Origin of the sequence: Ramlibacter sp. AN1133 (genome assembly GCF_037890035.1) — a bacterium.
GTDB lineage: Bacteria > Pseudomonadota > Gammaproteobacteria > Burkholderiales > Burkholderiaceae_C > Ramlibacter.
Genome location: NZ_JBBKTQ010000007.1, coordinates 150640 through 174897 on the forward strand (window position 1 = coordinate 150640; position 24258 = coordinate 174897).

Consider the following 24258-nt stretch of genomic DNA (forward strand, 5'->3'; position numbering starts at 1 on the left):
TTTTTTGGCCTGACGGTTCTCTGTAGAACGAAGGACAACGATGCAGAAGGTATTGCTGACGGTAGACCGGCTCTCGACCTTTCTCGGGCAGCTCTTCGCCTGGGCGATCGTCGGGCTGACCGTGATGATCTCCTGGGAAGTGTTCTCCCGCTACGTGCTGGGCAGCCCGCACGCATGGATGCTGGACGTGCAGATCATGCTGTACGGCGTCCTGTTCATGATGGCCGGCGCCTACACGCTGTCGAAGAACGGCCACGTGCGCGGGGACGTCCTGTACGGCTTCTTCTCCGACCGCACCCAGGCGACGCTCGATCTGGTCCTCTACATCCTGTTCTTCCTGCCGGGCGTGTTCGCCATGACCTGGGCCGGCTGGCGCTTCTTCACCGAGGCCCTGGCCATCCGCGAGCAGACCTTCAACGCCGTCCCCCTGCCGGTGTACCCCTTCAAGTTCGTGATCCCCTTCGCCGGGGCCATCCTGCTGCTGCAGGGATTCGTCGAGATCGCCCGCTGCATCATCTGCATCCGCGACGGCTACTGGCCCTCGCGCGAGGAAGACGTGGAGGAAGTGGACGTCGACAAGCTCAAGGCGATGGTGCACGCCGACGGCGCCGTGGTGAACGCGCACGAACCCGGCGGCGTGCTGGCCGCCCCGCCGGCGGAAAAGGGGACGCTGTAATGAAGATGCGCAAGGAACTCTGGTTCGGCTTCTCGCTGATGGCGCTGATCATCGCCGGCGCCCTGTACATGCTGCTCAGCGCGCCGGTGATCGAGCGGGGCCACGTCGGCCTGCTGATGCTGTCGCTGGTGGTCGTGGCCATCATGCTCGGCTTCCCCACGGCTTTCACGCTCATGGGCATGGGCATGATCTTCACCTGGCTCGCGTACGAGCGGGACTGGCACCGCACGCTGGACCTGATGGTGCAGGCGGCCTACAAGGTGATGGGCAACGACGTGCTCATCTCCATCCCGCTGTTCGTGTTCATGGGTTATCTCGTCGAGCGGGCCAACCTGATCGAGCGCCTGTTCAAGTCCATCCACCTCTCGCTGGCGCGGGTGCCCGGCGCGCTGGCGGTCGCCACGCTCGTGACCTGCGCGGTGTTCGCCACCGCCACCGGCATCGTCGGCGCGGTGGTCACGCTCATGGGCCTGCTGGCGCTGCCGGCGATGCTGAAGGCCGGCTACAACATCCAGCTGTCCGCCGGCTCGATCACCGCGGGCGGCTGCCTGGGCATCCTGATCCCGCCCTCGGTGCTGCTGATCGTCTACGGCGCCACCGCGGGCGTCTCGGTGGTGCAGCTGTATGCCGGCGCCTTCTTCCCCGGCATCATGCTGGCCGGCCTGTACGTCGGCTACGTGATCCTTCTCGCCAAGCTCAAGCCCAAGCTGGCGCCGCCGCTGTCGATGGAAGACCGCTTCGTGCCGCTGCCGCCGCTCACGCAGCGCTTCGCGCCTTCCGGCCAGGCCCACGTGCTGCCCGCCATGTTCGCCGCGCTCAAGGGCAAGGCCAACCAGGGCGTGCCCACGAGCTACATCCTGCAGCAGCTCGGCATCGTCTTCATGCCGGCGATCATCTTCGCCTTCTTCGCGCTGTGGGGCTACCACGCCGTCACGGCGCCGGTGGAGGACGACAACCCCACCGGCATGCAGCAGATCGGCGACACCTCCGCGAGCGCCCCTTCCGGCAGCGGCCTCTCGGAGCCGCCCGCCGACGGCGCCCTGAAGGTGCCGGCGGACTCGACGGGCCTCAAGGAGCCGGCGGGCGCCGGCGGTGGCGTCCAGGAGCCCCCGGCGGACGCGGGCACGCTGCAGCCGCCGCCTTCGGAATCCGGCGTGGCGGAGCCCCCTGCGGCGGGCGGCGTGCAGGAGCCTCCGGGCGCCGGCGGCGGCGCCGCGGCCGGCGTGCAGGAGCCGCCGGGAGCGGGGGGCGTGAAGGAGCCCGGCGCCGGTGGAACGGCACGGCCCGCCGCCGTGAAGGTCGACGCCCCCGAGGGCTTCTGGATCACGCTGGGCGTCTTCGCCGCCATCCTCGCGCTCTTCTATGCCTTCCTGAGCTTCACGCGCCTGGAAGTCTTCAAGATGCTGCTCACGAGCTTCTTCCCGCTGATGATCCTGATCCTGGCGGTGCTGGGATCCATCGTGCTGGGGCTGGCCACGCCCTCGGAGGCGGCGGCGGTGGGCGCCTTCGGCGGCCTGCTGCTGGCAGCGGCCTACCGGCAGCTCACCATGGGGGTGATCAAGGAGAGCGTGTTCCTCACGGCCAAGACCTCCGCCATGGTGTGCTGGCTGTTCGTGGGCTCGGCGATCTTCTCCGCGGCCTTCGCGCTGCTGGGGGGCCAGGAGCTGGTGGAGCGCTGGGTGCTGTCGATGAACCTCACCGCGACACAGTTCATGATCCTGTCGCAGGTGATCATCTTCGTGCTGGGCTGGCCGCTGGAGTGGACGGAGATCATCGTGATCTTCATGCCCATCTTCATCCCGCTGCTGGACAAGTTCGGGGTCGATCCGCTGTTCTTCGGCCTGCTGGTGGCGCTGAACCTGCAGACGGCGTTCCTGTCGCCGCCGGTGGCGATGGCGGCCTTCTACCTGAAGGGGGTGAGCCCGTCGTGGGTGACGCTCAACCAGATCTTCCTGGGGATGATGCCCTTCATGGGCATCCAGCTGATCGCGATCATCCTGCTGTACATGTTCCCGGGCATCGGCCTGTGGCTGCCGCAGATGCTGTACGCGCGCTAGCGCTGTCCTCGCCACCCCCGCGCAGGCGGGGGCCCCAGGAAGGCGGCCCGCGGGCCGCCTTTCTTCTGGGGCGCCCGGTTGACGTTTACGTCAACGTAAACTAGGCTTCAGCTTCCCGCCGGAGAATCCCCGCATGACCGACCTGTCCGCCGAATACAAGGCGCTGGCGAACTATCGCCCGACCAACAAAGTCCGCTTCGTCACCGCCGCGAGCCTGTTCGACGGCCACGACGCAGCGATCAACATCATGCGGCGCATCCTGCAGGGCATGGGCGCCGAGGTGATCCACCTCGGACACAACCGCAGCGTCGACGACGTGGTGACCGCCGCCCTGCAGGAGGACGTGCAGGGCATCGCCGTCAGCTCCTACCAGGGCGGGCACGTCGAATACTTCAAGTACATGGTGGACCTGCTGCGCGAGCGCGGCGGGGCGCACATCCAGGTGTTCGGCGGCGGCGGCGGCGTGATCGTGCCGGCGGAAATCCGCGAGCTGCAGGACTACGGCGTGGCGCGCATCTACAGCCCCGAGGACGGCCAGCGCATGGGCCTGGCGGGCATGATCGGCGAGATGGTGATGCGCTGCGACCAGGACGTCTCGGCGCTCGCGCCCAGGTCCCTCGCCGCGATCGAGGGCCACACGGAGCAGAGCTGGCGCGCCCTGGCGCAACTGGTCACCGCGCTGGAAAACGGCAGCGCCGACGCCGAGCTGGTGAAGGCGATGCGCCTGCAGGCCGACCAGCGCAAGATCCCGGTGCTGGGCATCACCGGCACCGGCGGCGCCGGCAAGTCCTCCCTCACCGACGAACTGATCCGCCGGCTGCGCCTGGACCAGGACGACGCGCTGCGCATCGCCGTGATTTCGATCGACCCCTCGCGCCGCAAGACCGGCGGCGCCCTGCTGGGCGACCGCATCCGCATGAACGCGATCGGCCCGTGGCGGCAAGGCGCGCGCGTCTACATGCGCTCGCTGGCCACGCGCGACTTCGGCAGCGAGATCACCGCGGCGCTGGGCGACGTCATCGCGGCCTGCAAGGCCGCCGGCTTCGACCTGGTGATCGTGGAGACCTCCGGCATCGGCCAGGGCGACGCCGCCATCGTGCCGCACGTGGACATCCCCATGTACGTGATGACGCCGGAGTTCGGCGCGGCCAGCCAGCTCGAGAAGATCGACATGCTGGACTTCGCCGAGTTCGTGGCCATCAACAAGTTCGACCGCAAGGGCGCGGCCGATGCGCTGCGCGACGTGGCCAAGCAGGTCCAGCGCAACAAGCAGGCGTTCACGCAGAAGCCCGAGGAGATGCCGGTGTTCGGCACCATGGCCGCGCGCTTCAACGACGACGGCGTGACGGCGCTGTACCAGGCCCTGAAGCCCCGCCTGAGCGAACTGGGCCTGCCCCTGAAGGACGGCCACCTGCCGCAGGTGGACGTGCGCCACAGCACCAACCAGACACCCGTGGTGCCGGCCTCGCGCTCGCGCTACCTGGCCGACATCGCCGACACCGTGCGCGGCTACAAGGCGCGCGTGAAGCAGCAGGCGCGGCTCGCCCGCGAGATCCAGCAGCTCAAGGAAGCCGCGCGCATGCTCAAGGTGGACAAGCCGGACCGTTCGCCCGCCGCCGAGGCCACGCTGGACCTGGCCGCGCAGCGCCTGGCGCGCATGGACAAGGACGCCCTGCACCTGCTGAAGCAGTGGCCCGACATGCACAAGGCCTACGCCGGCGACGAGTACGTGGTGAAGATCCGCGACAAGGAGATCCGCACCAAGCTCACCTCCAAGTCGCTCTCGGGCACCACGATCCGCAAGGTCGCCCTGCCCCAGTACGAGGACCATGGCGAGATCCTCAAGTGGCTGATGCTGGAGAACGTGCCGGGCAGCTACCCCTACACCGCCGGCGTGTTCGCCTTCAAGCGCGAGAACGAGGACCCCACGCGCATGTTCGCGGGCGAAGGCGATGCCTTCCGCACCAACAGGCGCTTCAAGCTGCTGTCGTCGGGCCTGCCGGCCAAGCGCCTCTCCACCGCCTTCGACTCCGTCACGCTGTACGGCAACGACCCCGATCCGCGGCCGGACATCTACGGCAAGGTGGGCAACTCCGGCGTGTCGATCGCGACGCTGGACGACATGAAGGTGCTGTACTCGGGCTTCGACCTGTGCGACCCCACCACCTCGGTCAGCATGACCATCAACGGCCCGGCCCCGTCGATCCTGGCGATGTTCATGAACACCGCCATCGACCAGGCGGTGGAGAAGTTCGCGGCCGACAACGGCCGCGAGCCCACGCACACCGAGACGGCCAAGATCAAGGAATGGGTGCTGGCCAACGTGCGCGGCACGGTGCAGGCCGACATCCTGAAGGAAGACCAGGGCCAGAACACCTGCATCTTCAGCACCGAGTTTTCGCTCAAGGTGATGGGCGACATCGCCGAATACTTCGTGCACCACGACGTGCGCAACTTCTATTCGGTGTCGATCTCGGGCTACCACATCGCCGAGGCCGGGGCCAACCCGATCTCGCAGCTGGCCTTCACGCTCTCCAACGGCTTCACCTTCGTCGAGGCGTACCTCGCCCGCGGGATGCACATCGACGACTTCGCGCCCAACCTGTCGTTCTTCTTCTCCAACGGCATGGACCCGGAGTACACCGTGATGGGCCGGGTGGCGCGGCGCATCTGGGCGGTGGCGATGAAGGAGAAGTACGGCGCCAACGAGCGCAGCCAGAAGCTCAAGTACCACATCCAGACCTCGGGCCGCAGCCTGCACGCGCAGGAGATCCAGTTCAACGACATCCGCACCACGCTGCAGGCGCTGATCGCCGTGTACGACAACTGCAACTCGCTGCACACCAATGCCTTCGACGAGGCGATCACCACGCCCACCGAAGACAGCGTGCGGCGCGCGATGGCCATCCAGTTGATCATCAACCGCGAGTGGGGCCTGGCGAAGAACGAGAACCCGAACCAGGGCGCGTTCATCATCGACGAACTCACGGAGCTGGTCGAAGAAGCCGTGCTTTCAGAGTTCGAGCGGATCGCGGAGCGCGGGGGCGTGCTGGGCGCGATGGAGACCGGCTACCAGCGCGGGCGGATCCAGGACGAGAGCATGCATTACGAGATGCTCAAGCACACCGGCGAATTCCCGATCGTCGGCGTGAACACCTTCCGCAACCCGCATGGGGATGCGGTGCATGACAAGCTGGAACTGGCGCGGTCGACGGAGGAAGAGAAGCAGGGGCAGTTGCAGCGGCTGCGGGACTTCCATGCGCGCAATGCCGGTCAGGCGCCGGCGATGCTCAAGCGGCTGCAGCAGGCGGTGATCGAGAACCGGAACGTGTTCGAGGTGCTGATGGAGGCGGTGCGGGTGTGCTCGCTGGGGCAGATCACGAATGCGCTGTTCGAGGTGGGCGGGCAGTACCGGCGGAATATGTGACCCGGCCTTCGTACCTTTCGTAGGCTGGCGGTGAGCCGCGTAGCGCGCGAACCCCAGCTTTCCGCGCCACCGCTGCCTACGCGAACAGATCCGCGAACATGACCTCATAGCCCTCCGGCGGGAGCACGGGATTGGAGTTCACCTCCAGCCACCAGGTTTCGTCGTCTTCGTCGACGACGGCGTCCAGGGAATAGAGGACGGGCACCGGGAACATCTCGCGGTGGATGCGGGCCATCGCTGCGGACGCGCGCTCCGCGCTGCGCTTCACGGCTTCGGGCAAGGCAGGAAGCTCGTTGTCCGATACCAGGTTGCTTCGGCCTGAATGCTCGCGGCCGTACCTGAAATCCAGTGAGCATTCCTCACCTTCCTTCGGGATGGCGTCGAATGCGAACCCCTGGTAGGCGAGGTAGTTCTTCATCGCCGCTACTTCCGGGTATTGGGAGAGGGCCACGCCCACCTTCGCGAGACGCGCCCGGATCAGGGCCTCGAGGCTGCTGCGCCCATCCCCCGTGACCGTGGCGGGGCGCCGCAAATGCGCAAAGAAGGGCTTTTGTCCCCAGCACCAGACCTTGAGCGCGCTTCCCCGGATGAACTGCTCCGCGAACAGGGTTCCGCGAACCGTGTCCTCCTGCTGCCTGGGAGCGTCCGGAACGGTGCCGGCCTTGAAAGGGCCCGCGATGTCGTAGCCGAACGAACCGCTCGAGCGCTTGAGGATGAACTCCCGGTCGGGAACTTCGTTGCCGGTCGCAGGCGACCATCGGGCCGGCGTGCGGAGACCGGCCTCCGAGATCATCTCCTTGAACAGCAGCTTGTCGGTTGACACCGCGTACGACAGCGGCCGGTACGGCAGCCACCCGATGAAGCCCGAGGTCTCGCCGGTGATCGCCGCCGTGTTGGCGATCCGCCCCTCCATGCCTCCGACGAATTGCGGATGGAAGCAGAAATAGCGGTTCCTGCACTTGACCTCCAGTTGGAACGTGCAGAGGTCCACATCGAGGGCTGCGTTGTTCCGGGCAGCCCAGGCCTGCAGGGCCCGGAAGTGAGTCACGAAGGCGCTGATGTACGGCATGGAGGTGGGCGGCTACGCCAATGGATGGGGGAAGCGGGCGCGCGCCGTCACCCGGTGCGAAACCATGCCTTCCGGCAAGGCTCCGTAGCCGAAGGCGAGGGGAACGCATCCCGAGATCAAGGCACGCACGGTTCGCAAGGGACGGCCGTCCAGTTGCCGTGGGCCGGGGCCCGACGGCAGTTCCAGCCAGTAGGCAGGCACGCGCTGGCCGGCCCGTCGAAGTCGCTGTTCCAGGGTCGCAGGCCAGTCCAGGAGGTCCAGGCGAACAGGCACTTGCCTGGCCGAGACCAAAACGTCCGCGCGACGGAAGAATGCCCGTTGCGCGAATACGTTCGCATGGTGCTCCGGCAGGCAAGCGTCCTCTGGACGAACCTTCGTGCCGCGTACGCCATGGCAGCGAGCCAGCGCTGCGAACTCCGCCTCGATGAAGGCGCGTTCCACCGCATTCCCGGGATCCGAATCCGACGCACATCCCACGCAGGCGAAGCCCAGGCGATGGTTCCGGATGAGGACCATGATGGCCGGCCCCAGGCCGAGGGTCGTGCACGCCACCGAGGTTTCGCAATCGAGCGAGGTGAGCGCACCGATGCGCGTCTCAAGCCGGGAGGAAAGAGACAAGCGATCGATGGGGCGCCCTCCGGCCTGCGCCAGCCAGTGCCGGGCGAATGCATCCCGCTCGATGACCTCGTGCAGGGCGCGTCGGATCGCCGTCTCGAGATCCACGTCAGCGGCACATCCGGACGAGCTGACTCTCATGACGCGCTTGCCTGCGGGAGCCGATGCCGAGGTGGACACGCACTCGGCCGGCAGCCAGACAGACTCCCCGGAGGACCATTCCCTTCCTTCGACCCAGCGGAGTCGCTGCGTGGCGACGAAGGGCGCCACACCGAGCGTATCGTCCGCAAACTGCCGCTCGCTGTAGCGGGCGAATTCGCCAGGAGGAACGTGCCGCGGGAGTTCGGCGGCCGTGGCCTCGATGGAATGGCACGCCTGTCGAAGCGCCAAGCGCTCGGCCAGTTCGCTGACCGCCTTGCCGAGAGCCAGCCTCGGATCGTACGAGCGACCCCAGGCCAGAACATCGGCAGAGGCTCCGTCCGGGCTCGGCGCGCTGGCCCTCGCGATCGACAGATCGGCGTGCGCTGCATGGTCTTCCCACGACACCGTGAATGTCGGGCCGGCGTGCGCTTGCGGCCTCATGCCGGCAAAAGCCCCGACATACATCGGCCGTTCGAGCTGCAACTGGCAGAGGTCGGCCAGCCTGTCTTCGAACGGGAGGTCGTGAAGGTACCCGAGGCCGCAAGCGGTGGCCCAGCGTTGCGCCCGGTCGGCGATCCCGCCCGCCTGGAGCAGGACGTCGCGCAGGGGGGAGCGGCCGGTGCGCTGCAGGAGAGCATCGACATCGGCTGCAATCACGAGCACAACCCTGCACTGCTCGAACACGAGAGGGTCCCTGAAGGCTCGATGGGCGGACGTACCGATGTTGCCGCGGAACGCCAGGGTCGCGTACCCGTCTTCGGTGCTCATGACCTCGTGCAATCCCGCCGTGAAGCGTTCGGCGGGCTCCCGGACAATCAGCAGAACCTTGAGCGCACATTCCCACTCGCTGCAGTTCCGTGGGAGATACCGCACAACGCCCAGTGAGGCAAGCAGTCCTTCCAGGTCTTCGGGTTCGAGCGAAGGTCCGGAGGGCGCGTCGCCCTGCAAGGCGGGGCGCACTCGAGGACGGTCCGACGATAGCTCCAGGGCGGCCCGAAGCGCGCGAGCTAGGGCCACCGGCTCGTCCAGCAACACGCCCGCCTCCAGCATCGACGAGACGAAGCTCGGGAACCGCGTCTCGCCCCATCGACTTCTGGCCGTGGAAGCCAGCGCATCCAGGTCGCGCGAGCCGTCACACCACTCGAGCATGCCCCGAATGAAGCGGCTGGGTGCGCGAACGACAAGCTCGCCTGCCTGCGCCCGGACACGCAGCCGCCCACCCCGGGCGAATGCCGCCCCTGAGAGCACCGGCTTGGCCACCCGTGGAACGTCCATGCTCGAAGAGGCATGCCGGGTGGATGAAAGCTCCCCGCGGCACGCCACCTACGCCATCAGCCGATATGGGGGGCCAGTTGCTTCATCGTCCTGGCCAGCGACTCACCGCCATCCAGGCCGGCCCAGGGGCTTGCCGGTCCTTGCTGGTCGCGGCAATGGCTCAACACAGGGAAGCCCTCGGCGATGAAGCTGAAGCCGTCCCGGACCACCAGGTGGAACAGCTCCGTGGATGGCGGCAGGTCGTGAAAGACGGGGCGGACATGCAGCCATCCGGATGCATGGGCGACCTGCTCGGGCAGGTCGAGGTTCAGGATGAACGGGAGCTCCCGGAACTCCAGCCCGACGCAGGTGTGCATCTCGTACAGCACGTGATGGATGTTGTAGGTGCCCCACCATTCCTTGCGCTGGCCCTCTTTGTCGCGGCGACTGACCCACAGCGGGTGATCACTCGAAAGCAAGAGTGCCTCGTCGTCCAGGCCCCTGATCTCGATCACGCGGCGGGTCAGGCCGAGGGTGGTGGTCTCCGTCCTCTCGACCAGCCTCGGGCCGGACATGGTCATCACTGTCTGGCCGGGCTGCACGACTTCGATGTTCCTGGTCGAGCCGTCGGCCATCAGGACGCGATTGCCCGCCATCAGGCACGTCGACGGGGTCCAGTCGGAGTTGGCACTGCGGAAGATCTCCTCGGAAATGGGCTCGCGGTACGGCCTGCGAGTGACCGACCAGCCCTCCTCCGCATCCTTGGCGGTTTCCCTGCGCAGGACCACGCTCTGTTCCCCGTTGACGAAGACGGGACCTTCAATGCGACTCACAGCGCCCACGGTAGTTCCTTTCTGAAGAAGGGCCGCGGAGTGGCGGAGGGCCTTTCCTTGCGGCTGCTTGTATATCCGGGGGAAGTCGGGGGTGTTTAGCGGGATCTTTGGGCAACGCGGGCGGTGTGGCATTGATGGTGTTCGACGAGGCCCACTCGTAAGCAGAGGAGCGCAGCAGGCCGTCAAGCGCAACCTGGCGCGGTTTCCGGCCGATTTCATGTTCCAGCTGAATGCTGCCGAGTGGGCCGCTTTGAGATCACAGATCTGTGACCTCACCCGGCCACGGCGGCCTGCGCACGGCTCCCTACGCCTTCGCCGAGCAAGGGGTGGCGATGCTGTCTTCGGTGTTGGGCAGCCCCCGGCCATCGACACTCAACATCGAGATCATGCGCACCTTCGTGCGGGTGCGCGCCCTGGCCGCCACCCATCAGGATCTTGCCAAGCGGGTGTGCGAGCTGGAGGAGACGACCGAGCGCCTGGCCATGCAGCACGACACCTTCAGCCGCAATACCCGTGCCCAACTCAAACAAGTGTTCGACGCCCTGCGCGAGCTGATGACACCCGGAGCCACCCAAGCGGCCGATCGGATTTGTCCCACCGGAGGAACGCAAGAAACCCGCCGGCAGGCAGTGAACTTCTTCACCTATCATTTGAAGATCGAAACCGACGTTGCAACGCGTCATAACTACCAGACGCGCGAGCCAATTCGCCACCGACCTGCAACAGCAGCGATTCTGCTTCCTGATCGTGGTCCGGACCTTGTCGAACCCACGCCTCAGCTTGCTCCAACGCATCGCGGCAGCGTTCGTACATTCCAATGGCTTCAAGATCTCGGCGCACAGCTTCTAGCTGGTCGTAAATCCACGAGTACTGGGATAGGTAGAACTCATTGATCCCGCGTCGGTAAAGCGCGATATTGCCGGCCATGCCTTGAAGGTCGCCCTCGAAGCGCGCAATCGACGTTTTGGCTTTCATGACTTCACCTTAGACGTTTAGGTGTTGAGGGGATGTAAGGGAGCACACCTTGCGGCGTGGCGGTCAAGACACGCGGCGTGACCCAGTCGTACGCGCGCCGGAGCTGTGCCTCGGAAGCTCGTACTGCCTCAAGTGAACTCTTGCCTTCGATCACGGTGCGCAGAATTAGCGCGTTTCGGTTGGGACCCAAGTCCATGAGCAAATCAGTGCGGTTGTACAGCCCACTGCCACTCGGATCGTAGCTCCAGCGGTTCATGCTCAGAAGTTGCCCAGGACCCTCTGGGACACCAATGCTCTTGTTGTACTGAATCAATGCGACGCGAGCGATGTCATCCGCGTATAAACCCACCTGCAACTGCCCGGGCATATCCAAGGGGTAGCGCCGAAGATTACCTGTGTCGTACAGACGTTGTCCCGTCTCGATACCAGCGGCAAAAGCTTCCCGATAGCGGCGCGTGTTCTCTTGCACCCACACGTCGGGGGTGAGCTTTTCCGTCCCAATCGACTTGATAAGCATTGTGCGCGTGTCCAACTCGATTACCCCTGCCCTCATCAACTCGACCTTGCGGACCGCGTCGCTGTAACGATCGATGAGATCAGCCCTGTCCCAACGCGGTGCTCCATCCGAGCCCATGCCACGCACTGCACCCAAATCCGCCTCGGAGGGCAGAATCCTCATCATGCCCAGCTTCTGTTGCAGGGTGCCTTTGAGCCGATCAAGCATCGCTTGCTGCTCCATTTCGCTCATCAGCGCACCTATAAGCTTAATGTCGCGATATAAGTCGCCGGCACCCGCCAATGTAGCGGCAGTTTGTATCAGGGAATCGGCTCGCCGATTGACACTGATGCCGTTCACAGTAGATGGCACCGGGTCCAGAACGTCGACGCCACCACGGCCCAAGGCATTCCCGCGCACGACTCGCACTGACCCAGCGCCAGCAACCTGCAGCACGCCATTTCCCATTGGCCCCTGCGCGTCTTCCCATTCGCCGCTCGGATCGAAGTCACGGAAAACACGCGGGTTGTCAGTCGCCTGCGGGCCAACAGGGAAGCTGACCATCTGTCGGATACCGGACGGATCGAGCGCCGCCTGACGAATCGCTATATCCTGCGAGAAGGTCAACCCATTACCTCCCGACATGGAATCCGTCGGCCCTTCTGCGGAATAGCCAAGGATCTCGGCCCCTTCTATCGCGCTGACTGGGGGCGGTACGTTGTCCGCCTGCTGGCCGCTTCCTCCAGCCAAGCTCTGCCCCAACGCATTGCCAAACGCATCGACCGCCACCTGCTGCACCGAAACACGTCCCGCACGCATGACCTGTGCAGTTACCCCGCCGGCGAATCCACTGATCGCGCGATTCATGAACTCCCCGAGCTGACCACCCCCAGGCGTGCCCACGACGCCGCTGACCACCTGACCGACGGCCGCGCCAGCACCTGCAGCAGCGACACCCCGCCAGTCGAACCGCTTCTGCAGCCCCGCAGCCACGCTGATGCCCTGTGTCACGACGTTGCCAAGAACAGCACGAGCGGCAACGGCGGCAGGAGTCTGCCCAGTAATGATTCCGGCCGCGCCGACTCCAGAAGCAACTCCAGCAGAAAGAGCGCTCAACGCCACCCCCTTCCAATTGAACTTGTCCTGCATGCCAGTCACGATGCCCACAGCCTGACTTGCGACTGACCCTACGGCTGCGCCAACAGCGGCGGCGCCTACGGCCGCTGCGCCGGCCCCCATGGCACCAGCCCCTATGCTGACTGTCACACCGCCAAAGGTGGCAGTGCCTCCGCCTAGCGCGGCCAAGCCCGCAGTGAATGTACTTGCGGACCCTCCCACGGCACTCACAGTACCAAGCGCACCCGCCATCGCTCCTGCTGTGTAGATCGTCGCCACGACAGCCACCACGACCATCAGAATCTGCCCCAACCCCCCGCACCCATGCTTCTTCGCCTCCGGCGTCGCCAGGCTCGGAGTCTTGTCGCCCTCGATCTTCGTCGGGTCGTAAGGCTTGAACGTCGAACTGTTGTTGCTGACCGTCGAAACGCGGTTCGGGATGTTCAGTGTCTGGCCTACCTTCAGGTCGCTGTTCGACATGAGGCCATTCGCCTCCGCGATGCGATACCAGAGCGAGCTGTCGCCGTACGCGCCCTGTGCGATCGACTGCAACGTGTCACCCGTGCGAACCGTGTACGCCCCAGGGCTCGGCGTCGGGTGGTTGGCGCTGATCTTCGCGTAGCCGAAATCGAAGTCGACCACGTTGGCGAAGTTCGGGTTGTTGTTCAGGCCCGAGGATGGATTGTTCGGGTCCACGCCCGCACCGTAGAGGCCCAGCACCTCACCATTCACGATCAACTGGCGCTGGACGTTGCCGCCCTGGTTGACGAACAGGGCGCGCCCGTTCGCGTCGTTGACGAAGGTGCGATTGTTGTTCGCCTGGGTGGAATCCGTGATGCCGACGAGGTAGCCGTTCGCGTCGTACTGCTGCGTGGTCGAACCCGGATTCTGCCTGGATGACATGCCGTTGATCACCACGCCCTGGTAGCCCTCGTAGCGACCGCTGGTGGTAGTGAACTTGCTGACGGCGCCGCCCTCGTAGCTCTTGGACACGTAGCTGACCACGTTGCCTGCAGCGTCGTACCCATCGGACCGCAAGGTCGTGACGCCGTCGCTGTAAGCCTCGGCGGCGTCCCAGCTCACATCCGCCTTGAGCGTGTTGTCGCTCTTGAGCACCCGCTGGTGCAGCAGGCGGCCGTTGGCGTCGTAGCGGTTGATCCGCGTTTCCTTTCCGTTCATCTGGTCGGGCGCGAGGCCGGCATTGATGATCTCGGAGTACTTCAGCGGAAGGGCGCCGGCCGGTCCGGACTGCACCACGCGGTCCGCGCCGTCGTAGTAGCGCACATCGATCTGCGTGCCGTCCTTCACGACACCCTGCATCCGGTTCAGGTTGTCGTAGCGGTATTCCTCGGTCGTGTAGCCCGTCGTCGCGGAGTACGTGGTCGCCAAGGTGCCGTAGATCGCAGTCCCGTCCTCGTTGTAGCCGGTGATCGACTGCGTGCCGCCGGACACGATGACCATGTTGCCCCAGTACCTGTCGCTGGTGCGATTGCCGTTCAGGTCGTACGTGATCTGGTGGCCCTGCGTGCCGAGGTTGCCCAGCGAGTCCATGGCGTCCACCACGACCTGCCGGTTCATCGCGTCGTACTTGAAGTAACGGTCGCTGCTGGAACTCGTCTCGCCGAGGGTGCCCTGGTAGTCCACGAAGGTGGCCACGCGGGTGCGGTTGCCCACGCGGTCGTACTCCATCACGATGTGGGCTCGCGCGTCGGCGATGTCGCGCAGGTTGCCCTGCGCGTCGTACGCGAGGTGGTTGTCCTGGTACGTGACACCCTGCTGCACCACGCGCTCGCGGATCTTGCGGCCACTCAGGTCGAAGGCGTAGGTGGTCGTCTTGTCGAGTGCCGCATCCCGGATTGTCGTGAGCTGGCCCGCCGCGTCATAGCTGTACGCGATGCTCTGTCCGCGCGTGCTGGTCTGCGCCGTGAGTTGGCGGGCGTTGTCGTACACGTACGTATAGCGGGCGCCGCCCAGGTCGACGTGGCCGGTGAGCAGGCCGAAATAATCGTAGGTCCAGCTGCTCGCGGCACCATTCGCGTCCACCTCGGCGATCTTGCGGCCCTGCGCGTCGAAGGCGGCGCGCACCGCCTGGCCAAGAGGCTGCTGCGTTTCCACCACGTTGCCGCGCAGGTCGTAGGTGTACGACAGCACCTCGCCGTTGCCGTTGGTCTGCGTGAGCTTGCGGCCGAGCTGGTCGTAGCTCCAGCTCTCCGTGATGTTGCGCGGGACCACCGGGTCGAGGCCGTTGGCGGCATTCACCTGGTACACGCCCACGATGCCCTTTACCAGGCGCAGCACGTGTCCCATCTTGTCATAGCTGAAGACCACCACCTTGGCCATGGCGTCGGTGGTGCGCACCTTCTCGCCGAAGGCGTTGTAGGCGTGGGTCACCACGCCGCCGTCGGCGTGGGTTTCCTGCACCAGGTTGCCGCCGGCGTCGAACTGCTGCCCGTTGACGAAGCCGTTCGCGTCCTTCACCGCTACCTGCCGGCCCATGCGGTCGTAGTAGATCGACGTCACCGGGCTGGAGGTGCTGATGTTGCCGCCGACATCCGGCTGCGTCTGCACGACGAGCTGGTTGTTGAAGTTGTACTTGTACGTGGTCTTCCAGTAAGTCGCGCGCGGGTCGGTGATCTCCAGCACGTTGCCCCAGCGATCGAGCTTCTGCAGCACAGTCGGCCGCAGCCAGCGCTCGTCCCCGTTGGCACCGGCCGCCTGGGAAATCACGCTGCCCTCGGTGGTGCTGATCGCCTTCGAGCCCGCGGGCGTCGTGACGCTGACGCCGTACTGCGCCGCGACCAACGTCGTCCAGTAGGCCGCCGTGTACGGCGGCGTCGTTGTTGCGATGGTCGGGGTGGGCGTGGTGCCGGGCACCCAGACCTGCTGCGCCTGCGTGACGTAGCTGACGGAATAGGCGATGTTGCCGTTCTCGTCCGTCGCGTACACCGGGGTGGAGCCCACCTGCACCTGGTACGCGTAGGTCTCGGTGTAGTAGCGCGTCTCCCAGTGGCCGGGATAGACCCAGCTGTATTGCGGCGTACCCGCCTCGTCATAGCCGGTGAAGACTGCGTAAGGCGGGTCGTTGACCCAGACCTGGGAAGGCACCTGCCGCGTGCCGTAGCGGGTCTCATACACCGGCGCGTAGTACGCGACCACCGGCGTGTACACCGGCACCTGCTCGTACACGGTCTGGAAGTAGCCGGGGCTCTGCGCATAGATTGTCAGGCTGCCCGTGGCCTGCGCCGTGGCCGGCGAGCCCGCGAAGACCTGGACTTCGTAGGTGCCGGGTGCGATGCCGGTGAGCATGACCCGTTGCACCCCGCTGGCGCCCGACTCGTCCAGGTATTGGAGCGAGTTGTCGATCACGAAGTTGATCCAGGTGCCGCCTGGTACGCGATATCGGGCCAAGATGGCGTTCGCGGCGGTCCACGACAAGGTGGACGCTGTCGTCGCAAGGCCCGTGATGTTCGGAAGGTTGACGGCCGGGATCAACTGCGGCGGGACCGGCGGCACCACGGTGAACGTTCCCGTGGCGTGCGCGCTCGGCACGCCCTGGCCATTGACGGTCCACAGCAGTTCGAACTGGTAGGTGCCTCCGGCCATTCCGGCCGTATCCACCCCGGAATAGAGTCCGTTGTTGCGCGGCAGCACGTTCAGCGTGCTCCACGCGCCTGTGCTGCCGTTGACGCGGTAGCGCAACACCTGCGAATAGCTCGCTCCCGGATTCGCCCACGCCAGCACGCCGGCGCCCGCCGGGCCGTAGGTGATCGGCGCCGCGATGGAGTTCAGCGGCGGCTGTGTGATGGCCACCGTTCCAGTACCAGTCACGCGCGCCGCCTCGTTCGGCGGCGCCAAGGTCACGCGGTATTCGTAGTTGCCAACCGACAGCCCGCGGGCATCGAAGCGCAGGCCGTTGCCGAAGTTCACCAAGCCGGCCGTCCACCAGCCGAGATCGCCTGCAGTACCCGCGGTGCGCATCTGCAGCGTCACGGCCGTGGTGGCGTTCGGGGGCGCCGTCACGGTGAGCTCGTTCGGGCCGTAGCCCGGCGCCTGATCGACGACGACCTGCCAGTTGCCGTTGACGTCCTTCTTGTAGACGACCATGCGCGTCACGTCGCTGACGCCGATGTCGGTGGTTCCGCCCGCCTCCGTCCATTGCATCGTGAGCCCGCCGGCGCTGGCGTCGCCATTGAAGATGGCCGACGTGGTCGAGCGGAGGGTCCCGCCAGAGGTGATGGTGGTGCTTTCGTTCAACGTCGTGACCACGGGCGTGCGGTATTCGAGGTACACCTTGACGTCGCCGCTGCCCAGCGCCGCCAAGCTGTTCCAGCCCAGGCTGAGCTTGTTCAGCGCCCCCGGTACCGCCATTCCGTTCTCATCCCTTTGCGTGGAGGCGCTGGCAAGCACGCCGGCACTGGTGAACTGCCGCAGCACGGTGACGCCGCCCTGCAATTCCTGGCGCGCAGCCTCCGTTCTGGCCGTCACGCGGCCGAGCGCGTCGTACCGCACATCCACGCGGCGCGTGTATGGGTTCGCATCCGCCGCCTGGGCGCTGGCGAAACTCTTGATGTCGATGTTGTCGCGACCAGACCCGGAGCTGCGGATCTCCGCCGTGGCATTCCCCAGCGCGTCGTACAGGCTGATGCGGTCGACGCCGTCGCCGCTGTTCGTGCGCCACAGCCGTCCGGCATTGTCGTAGTCGAAGTATTCCTGGCGGCCGGCCTGCGTGCCCTTGCGGGTCAGCTCGCCGAAGGCGTTGTATTCGAGGGCGGTCGTCACCACGCCGGCTGTGGACTGCGCGACGGTCGACAGGCCACCGAGATCCGAATAGACCGAGGTCGAGGCCGGCGTCCGCGTCTCGATCAGCTGGCCGAGCCTATCGTACGCGTCGACCTCGAAGGACGTGCGGGTGATGCCGTCGTTGCCTGTCACGCCTTGCCAGCGCTTGGCCACGTGGCCGTACGCATCGTAGGAGGTGAAATCATTCGCGCCGTTGGCGTTCGCGCTCTGGGTGCTGCGGCCGAAGCTGTCGTAGATGGCCAGCGTCGAGCGGTCGTTCACCGCATCGGCTACCGCGGCCGTGTACACGGTCTGCGTGGCGCTCGCCGTGCCGTTCGCGTATTCCAGCTTCACCACCACGTTGCCATAGGCATCGCGGCGGAACTCGGTCAGCGGGGTCAGCGCCAGGCCGGAGACGGTGCTCGTGCGGCTGGGTGCCGCGATGGCCTTCACCCGTCCGAGGGCGTCGAAATAGGTGAAGGTGGCCTTGCCGTCGCCGTCGGTGACGCGCGTCTGGTTGCCGAGCGCGTCATAGCCGTAGGTGGTGCTGACGGTGCCGCGCGTGCTGGTGCCGTTCGCCAGCAGGCTGTACTCCACGGTGAGGCGGCTCGCCGTGGTCTTGCGGTTCAGCCGGTCGTAGGCGAAGGTGGTAGTGCGGTCATCGGCGCTCGCGACAGGTACGACATACGTGGTCAGCGTGTAGCCGGCCAGCATCGCGGTGGCGTATTCCTTCGACTGGACGACGTTGCCGAACACATCGTAGGTGCGTTGCGTCAGGTAACCCAGTGCGTCGATCGTGCCCGTCTCCTGGCCGGCACGATCGAAGTAGCGGGTCGTCGTGGCCCAGGTGTCGGTCACGGCGTTGCGCAGGTTCTTCACCTGCACGAGCTGGCCGAAGGCGTCGTAGGTGTAGCTGGTCGCGCCGTTGAGGCCCGAGATCGTCTTGAGCAACAGGCCGGCCTGGTCGTAGACGTAGCTCTGGACGGATTGCGTGCCGTCGGCCACGCCCGCCCCGGTAGCACTGACGCTGGCGAACGTGGTGCGCGACTGCAGTTGCCCGCGGCCGTCGTAGGCGAGGTCCACCCGTTGGGTGGCGGCCGGGTTCTGCGCGCCCGCCCAGGTCACCAGGTCGGCTTCGGCCAGGCCAGCGCCGGCGGCGAGCCCCGCGGTCGGATACAGGGCAGCCGTGTAAGTGATGGAGGCGACGCGCTCGCCGAATCCGTTGTAGCGATGTTCCGTCACGCGCCCCTCTGCGCTCACCGTGAAGCGCAGCTCGTTGCGCCCGCTGGCGTCATAGATGTAGCGGGTGGTGAGCGGCGTGGCCGGCTGCGCCACCCCGGCGCCGTCGGGGTCGGGCGTGACGTAGACCGTTTCCGTCAGGAGCTGGTTGCGCGCGTCGAAGGTGCGCGTGACGGTGTTGCCGGCCTGGTCGCGCTGCAGGATCTGGTTGCCGTTGGCGTCGTAGCCGAAGGTGACCGTGCGGCCCTGGCCATCGACCACGGAAACCACATCGCCGTTGGCGTTGTACGCGAACTGCTGCACGGGCGTCGTGCCGGCGACCGTGGGAGCAGTGATCTTGGTCAGCCGCCCGGACGCATCCACGTCGTAGCGGGTGACCAGCCCCTGCGCGTCGGTGACCGTCGTGAAGCCGATGCCGTAGGTGAAGGTGGTGGCCTGGTTCAGCGCGTCGCGCACCGTTGCGACCTTGAAGTTGCCGGCGCCCGCGTCCACGTAGGTGAAGGCCAGGCTGCTGCCGTCCGTCTGCGCGATGCTGGCGATGCGCTTGCTGGTGCCGTCGTAGGTGTACGTGGTCTGGTAGATCTTGCCGTCGGCGATGCTTGCGTCGCTTGGCGAGAGGTCAACCGTGACGGTCGCCAGCCGGTTGCTCAAGTCATAGCCGTAGCGCACCCGGGTGGTGGTCACGGTACCGACGACGGTGCGGACCTGCGAGAGGTTGTTGCCCGTGTAGTCGTAGAACGTGGTCTCCCCGCTCGCCGTGGTGACCGCGCTCAGGAAGCCGTTCGCGCCGTAGGCATAGGCCAGCGTGTTGCCGCTCGTGTCCTTGCAGGAGAGCAGCCTGCGCGCACCAGCGCCTTCGAAGCGCTGCGTGGCGCCCGTGCTGCCGTCGCGCCATTCGAACTGCGCCTCGGCCGCCACGTAGGAGATCGTGTCGTAGGCGCCCGCACCTTCGGTGGTGACGTACAGGCCGCGGGCCGCGTCGAAGTTGTAGACGGCGGTGCTGCCGTCGCGCTCGACGCGGCTGACGGTGCTGCCCGCGGCGTTGAGCACACCGGCAAGCTGCAGCGACACCACCCCGCTGGCCCAGTTGTCCGCGTTGTCGTCGTTGAACTGGCCGGCGCTGTTGTAGGTGCGCAGGGCGGCGGCATCGTCGCCGCGGGACACCAGGAGATCGTCCCGGTTCTGGACCACCAGGAGACCGTTGGCGACGTTGACGTAGACGCCCTGCCCGTTGCGGCCCTCCGAGGCGTTGCCGGTGAGGCCGGCCTGGCCGAGCACTTCGCGCGACGAGAGATCCAGACCCGGCCTGATGCCGCTGACGATCGCTACCATTTTTGCTCTTCCGATGCTGGTTGACGACTGCGGCATTCCGGATGGACGCCTCGGCCAGTACATCCGCAGGGAAAGCGGAACGGTTTAGCGGGCTAAACCAGCATGGATAGCGATGGATATAGGTGGTGTGGGGCCGCGGGCCCGCAGCGTGACTGTTGCAGCGGCCCAACCGAAGCGCCGTTCAGTCCCGCGCCACTCAGTTCCGCGCCACTCAGTCCCGCGAGCCATTCAGTCCCGCGGGCCGTCCAGTTCCCGCGGGCCGCTCAGTCCCGCGCGCCGGTCTGGCGCAGCACGCTGTCGCTCAACTTGCCACCGAAGAATCCCCCGCGGTCCAGCAGGCGCCTGGCCAGCCGCGCGAGTGCCTCCCGATCGCGCACCTCACCCGCGAGCAATGCGCGAGCGTAGCGGCCCGTGACGTTGGCGGCATCGAGGCGATCCGCCACGTCCAGGTGGAACGTCGACTCGGCACCTTGGCCAGCGAGGCCCAGCACGAGGCCGAGTGCCCCGTGCGTTTCGGCGAAATTGCGGTCGATCTCCAGCGCCGCGCGGAAGGCCTCCAGGGCGCCGGCGCGGTCGCCTTGCAGGAGCCGGGCCCAGCCGAGCGCGTGCCAGGTCCCCACATGAGCGGGCATGGTGCGCACCGCCTGCTCCAACTGCGCTTGCGCCTGCGGCAGGTGCTGCGCCTGCAGGCTCGCCATGCCCAGGGCGGACCAGGTGCGGCCGTCCTCGGGATTGCGCGCGAGGGCCTGCTGCAGGAGTTGCCCGGCTTTCGCCGGTTCGCCCATGGCGAGGGCGACGGATCCGCGGGCCACCAGCGCTTCGACCTGCTCGGGCTCCGCGGCGAGCGCGGCGTCGGCCCATTCGCGCGCCTCGGCGAACTCCTCGAGGTCCAGTGCGATGAGGCTGGCGGCACCGGCTGCCTTGGGCTGCAGCGTGCCCGCCGCCGCCTGCGCCTTCGCCCACGCCATGGCTTCGTCAAGCTCCTGCAGCCGGTGCATCGCGCGCAGCCAGAGCAGTTGCAGCGCGCCGCGCTGCTCCGGTGCATCGCCGAGGGATGCCTCCAGCCAAGGCTGGACGATGTCGCGGCAGGCCTGGGCGTTGTCCTGCAGCAGATGCACGTAGCCGAGATCGTGGGCGAGAACGGGATGGTCGCCGGCGACGGAACCCACGCTCTCCAGCAGGTCGGCCGCCCGCGAGAGCTCGCGCCGGGCGATCGCGATGCGCGCGCGCCGGAACATCCACTGCGCGGCATCGAGCTGAAGGCGTTCCGCCTCGCAGATGAACGCTTCCGCCTGTTCATGCCGGCCGCAGGCGATCGCGGCATCGCAAGCCTCCGCCAGCAGCGTGGCATTGGCGGGATCCTGTTCCAGGTAGGCCACCAGGCGCTGCAGGCGTTCGGCGGCGGAGGAAACGGCGGCGGTCATCCGGGCAGCATAGCCGCATGCCCCGCCAGTCCGCAGTGGCGCATCGTGCGATCGGAGGACGGCGTGCGACCCGCCGCCTTCAGCGGCGCCGCTCCCGCACCGCCCCCGCCAGCTCCCGCAGCACCTCCTCCGTCCCGGTCCACCCCACGCAGCCATCCGTGATCGACACCCCGTGCGCCAGCGGCACTCCCGGCTTCAGGTCCTGCTTTCCCTCCTGCAGGTGGCTCTCGATCATCACGCCCATGATCCGCTTCTCGCCGCCGCGGACCTGCCGCGCGACCTCTCGCGCGACCCACGGCTGCCGCCGCCAGTCCTTCGCCGAATTCGCGTGCGAGCAATCCACCATCACCCGCTCCGTCGTGCCCGCCTTGCGCAGGATCGCGCAGGCCGCCTCGATGTCCTGCGGCTCGTAGTTGGGCCCGCGCGAGCCGCCGCGCAGGATGATGTGGCAGTCCTCGTTGCCCTCGGTCTCGAACACCGCGCCCACGCCCATCTTGGTCATGCCCAGGAAGGCATGCGGCGAGCGGCAGGCGATGCATGCGTCGGCGGCCATCTGCACGCTGCCGTCGGTGCCGTTCTTGAAGCCCACCGTGCAGCTCAGGCCCGAGGCGAGTTGGCGGTGGCTGGGGCTCTCGGTGGTGCGCGCGCCGATCGCGCCCCAGGAAATCAGGTCCGAGATGTACTGCGGGCTCAGGAGGTCCAGGAACTCCGTGCCGGCGGGCAGGCCCAGCTGCGCGATCTCCAGCAGCAGCTCGCGCGCCAGGCGCAGGCCCTCGTTGATGCGGAAGCTGCCGTCCAGGCGCGGGTCGTTGATGTAGCCCTTCCAGCCCACCGTGGTGCGCGGCTTCTCGAAGTACACGCGCATCACCAGCAGCAGGTCGTCCTTCAGCTCGCCGGCCAGCGCGTGCAGGCGGTGCGCGTATTCCATCGCCTGGCCGTGGTCGTGGATGGAGCACGGGCCCACCACGCACAGCAGGCGCGGATCGCGCCCGTGCACCACGTCGGCCACCTGCGCGCGGCTGCGCTCGACGAAGGCCAGCACCGCGTCGTCCACTGGCAGCTCGTACTGCAGCAGCGCGGGGGAGATCAGCGGGCGCACGTCGCGGATGCGCACGTCGTCCAGGCGGGTGGACTGGGGCATTTCCTCGGCGCCTTCGGGGCGGGGGGAGAGTTCTTTCATCGGGGGAGCTCCAGATGCAGGCGCGCGGCCGGTGGGGTGTGCGCAGCGGTTGCCGGATTATCTTCGGCGCCGGAGCGGGCGCCGGGTCGTGGCTGTGACGGGGAGCAGCCAGCCGCAAAGCGACCAGGGATCCTGCGCGGCACCGGGCAAGGTTGACATTCCGTACCCGACGTCGGCCGGCGCCCTAACCCAAATGGAGGATGCATCCGCTTCATCAACTTCGCTTCGTCGGCGTGCAGTTGCCCGAAGGAGTTCGTGAGCCGAGTCCTACGTGCGCAGGCGGCGCTCGGAGGCACGCCGGTGATCGGACGTCCATACCATCGCATGCACGCGAAAATTCCGCCTTTCAGGGAGGGCACATGTTCAACCAGTCTCGTCACTGCGGCGCGCGGATCCCCGTCCGCGCAAGGGCGTCGGCCCCTCTCTGTCGAACGTTTCCCGATTCCCTCGGGGGAGTCACCGTCATGGCGTCTTTCTCCAACCCCAGTCTCGCGCCATGATCCTGGAGCTTGGCGGCGGTGCCCAGCTTCTCCGCCTGTTCGGCTGGGTATTGTGGGCGCTCATTGCCGCAGGGCTGGTTGCCGCCCTGGTGTTTCCCCCCACCCGGCCTCGAAAAGCGTTGTGGGCGCTGCTGGTGCTATCGCCCGTGCTCGCCATGGTACTCACCGGGTGGCACACGCGGTCGGAGTTTCAGGATCGGCAGGCTGAGGCCCAAAGACTCTTCGACGAGCATTGCAAGACGGCCGGAGTACGCATCTTCAGAACTGTCGCGAACGTCGATAGCGTGCTGCTGATGAAGCGGCGCCTCGAGAACTGGGACACGAGAGAACAGTACGCGTTGGTTGATCCGTACGGCACTGACACATCCGGCGACGGCTACGCAGAATCGTTCCTGTGGGGCCGCAACAAGAACGGATCCCCAATGTCCACGGCACCCTCCCCATTCGGATACCGATACGTAGTGATGGTGAACTCCGATGGTAAGGGGTACACGCGCTACGAACTGACGGGGAGGCTGGACGAGACCGGTCAGCTCGAGGTCCTGCGCACACCGACGAGTTCGTTGCCACGCTACGCGGTTTCCTTTGAGGACATCTCGTCTCGCAATGACCGTGACCACTGGATCGCGGGCAGCAGATTGTTCGTTGTCGACAGGAACAATGGTGACGTGCTCGCCGAGCGAGTGGGATGGATGTTTGATCGTGCCCTGGGCGCGGCGGACGGCATGCGCCATCCCTGGTTCTTCGCCGCCTTTAACGCGTGCCCGCCCTTCCCCACGATTAACAACGGCGTGCCCAAGCAGAGGGGGCAAACGCGGAGCTTTGTCGAGCGTGTCCTAATTCCTGCCCGGGAGACCAGCAAGTGATTCCGACTGCACAACAGATCCTGAAATACGCCCACCTGCAACTCGCATCCGAGGCAAGTGGGTTAGAGCCAGAGCTCAAGGGAACTGATCTAAGTAACGTCCTAGAACAAGGGAACTTTCGCGCCAGTGCCTTCACTCGTACAGAGGCTGACGCTTTCGCCGGCGACGGTTGGAAGGTCCTAGCACATGTCGAGAAGAACTCCGGGTTCAGCGGCACGCTATTCCGGGACAAGGCCGGCAATCTCGTGCTGTCTTTCCGCAGCACCGAATTTGCCGACG

Annotated in this window: 11 protein-coding genes; 5 read left to right on the forward strand and 6 right to left on the reverse strand. The window is 66.4% G+C overall.

The window, feature by feature from the left end; genetic code table 11:
• Positions 1-40 precede the first annotated feature (40 nt).
• The 3 genes from WG923_RS12020 to icmF all read left to right on the forward strand — a co-directional run bounded on the left by WG923_RS12020 (position 41) and on the right by icmF (position 6160).
• A complete protein-coding gene (locus WG923_RS12020; protein WP_340351196.1) occupies positions 41-676 on the forward strand; it encodes a TRAP transporter small permease subunit in 636 nt (211 codons plus the stop codon).
• Entirely contained in the window at positions 676-2733 is a 2058-nt protein-coding gene (locus WG923_RS12025) for a TRAP transporter large permease subunit (RefSeq protein ID WP_340351197.1), read from the forward strand. The genes WG923_RS12020 and WG923_RS12025 overlap by 1 nt, the downstream gene beginning before the upstream one ends.
• Before the next feature lie 133 nt (positions 2734-2866).
• A complete protein-coding gene (gene icmF / locus WG923_RS12030) occupies positions 2867-6160 on the forward strand; it encodes a fused isobutyryl-CoA mutase/GTPase IcmF (RefSeq protein WP_340351198.1) in 3294 nt (1097 codons plus the stop codon).
• Positions 6161-6236: 76 nt separating this feature from the next.
• On the opposite strand, the gene WG923_RS12035 is transcribed toward icmF, so the two are convergent.
• The 3 genes from WG923_RS12035 to WG923_RS12045 form a co-directional block, all read right to left on the reverse strand.
• Positions 6237-7229, reverse strand: a complete 993-nt coding sequence (locus WG923_RS12035; RefSeq protein ID WP_340351199.1) for a hypothetical protein — start codon at positions 7227-7229, stop codon at positions 6237-6239.
• Positions 7230-7241: 12 nt separating this feature from the next.
• Positions 7242-9245 (reverse strand): YcaO-like family protein, encoded by a 2004-nt coding sequence (locus WG923_RS12040; protein ID WP_340351200.1) that lies wholly within the window; start codon positions 9243-9245, stop codon positions 7242-7244.
• Positions 9246-9316: 71 nt separating this feature from the next.
• Entirely contained in the window at positions 9317-10081 is a 765-nt protein-coding gene (locus WG923_RS12045) for a hypothetical protein (protein ID WP_340351201.1), read from the reverse strand.
• Positions 10082-10338: 257 nt separating this feature from the next.
• Here WG923_RS12045 and WG923_RS12050 point away from each other — a divergent pair, with 257 nt between their 5' ends.
• Entirely contained in the window at positions 10339-10965 is a 627-nt protein-coding gene (locus WG923_RS12050) for a hypothetical protein (protein WP_340351202.1), read from the forward strand.
• 86 nt (positions 10966-11051) lie between these two features.
• Here WG923_RS12050 and WG923_RS12055 read toward each other — a convergent pair whose 3' ends face one another.
• The 3 genes from WG923_RS12055 to WG923_RS12065 form a co-directional block, all read right to left on the reverse strand.
• Entirely contained in the window at positions 11052-20009 is an 8958-nt protein-coding gene (locus tag WG923_RS12055; protein WP_340351203.1) for a LysM peptidoglycan-binding domain-containing protein, read from the reverse strand.
• A gap of 263 nt (positions 20010-20272) precedes the next feature.
• Positions 20273-21433 (reverse strand): tetratricopeptide repeat protein, encoded by a 1161-nt coding sequence (locus tag WG923_RS12060; protein WP_340351204.1) that lies wholly within the window; start codon positions 21431-21433, stop codon positions 20273-20275.
• A gap of 79 nt (positions 21434-21512) precedes the next feature.
• Positions 21513-22613: a 3-deoxy-7-phosphoheptulonate synthase gene (locus WG923_RS12065; RefSeq protein ID WP_340351205.1), complete on the reverse strand. Its 1101-nt coding sequence runs from the start codon at positions 22611-22613 to the stop codon at positions 21513-21515.
• A gap of 496 nt (positions 22614-23109) precedes the next feature.
• Here WG923_RS12065 and WG923_RS12070 point away from each other — a divergent pair, with 496 nt between their 5' ends.
• On the forward strand, positions 23110-23979 hold the full coding sequence (locus WG923_RS12070) for a DUF5336 domain-containing protein (RefSeq protein ID WP_340351206.1): 870 nt from the start codon (positions 23110-23112) through the stop codon (positions 23977-23979).
• The last annotated feature ends 279 nt before the right edge of the window (positions 23980-24258 follow it).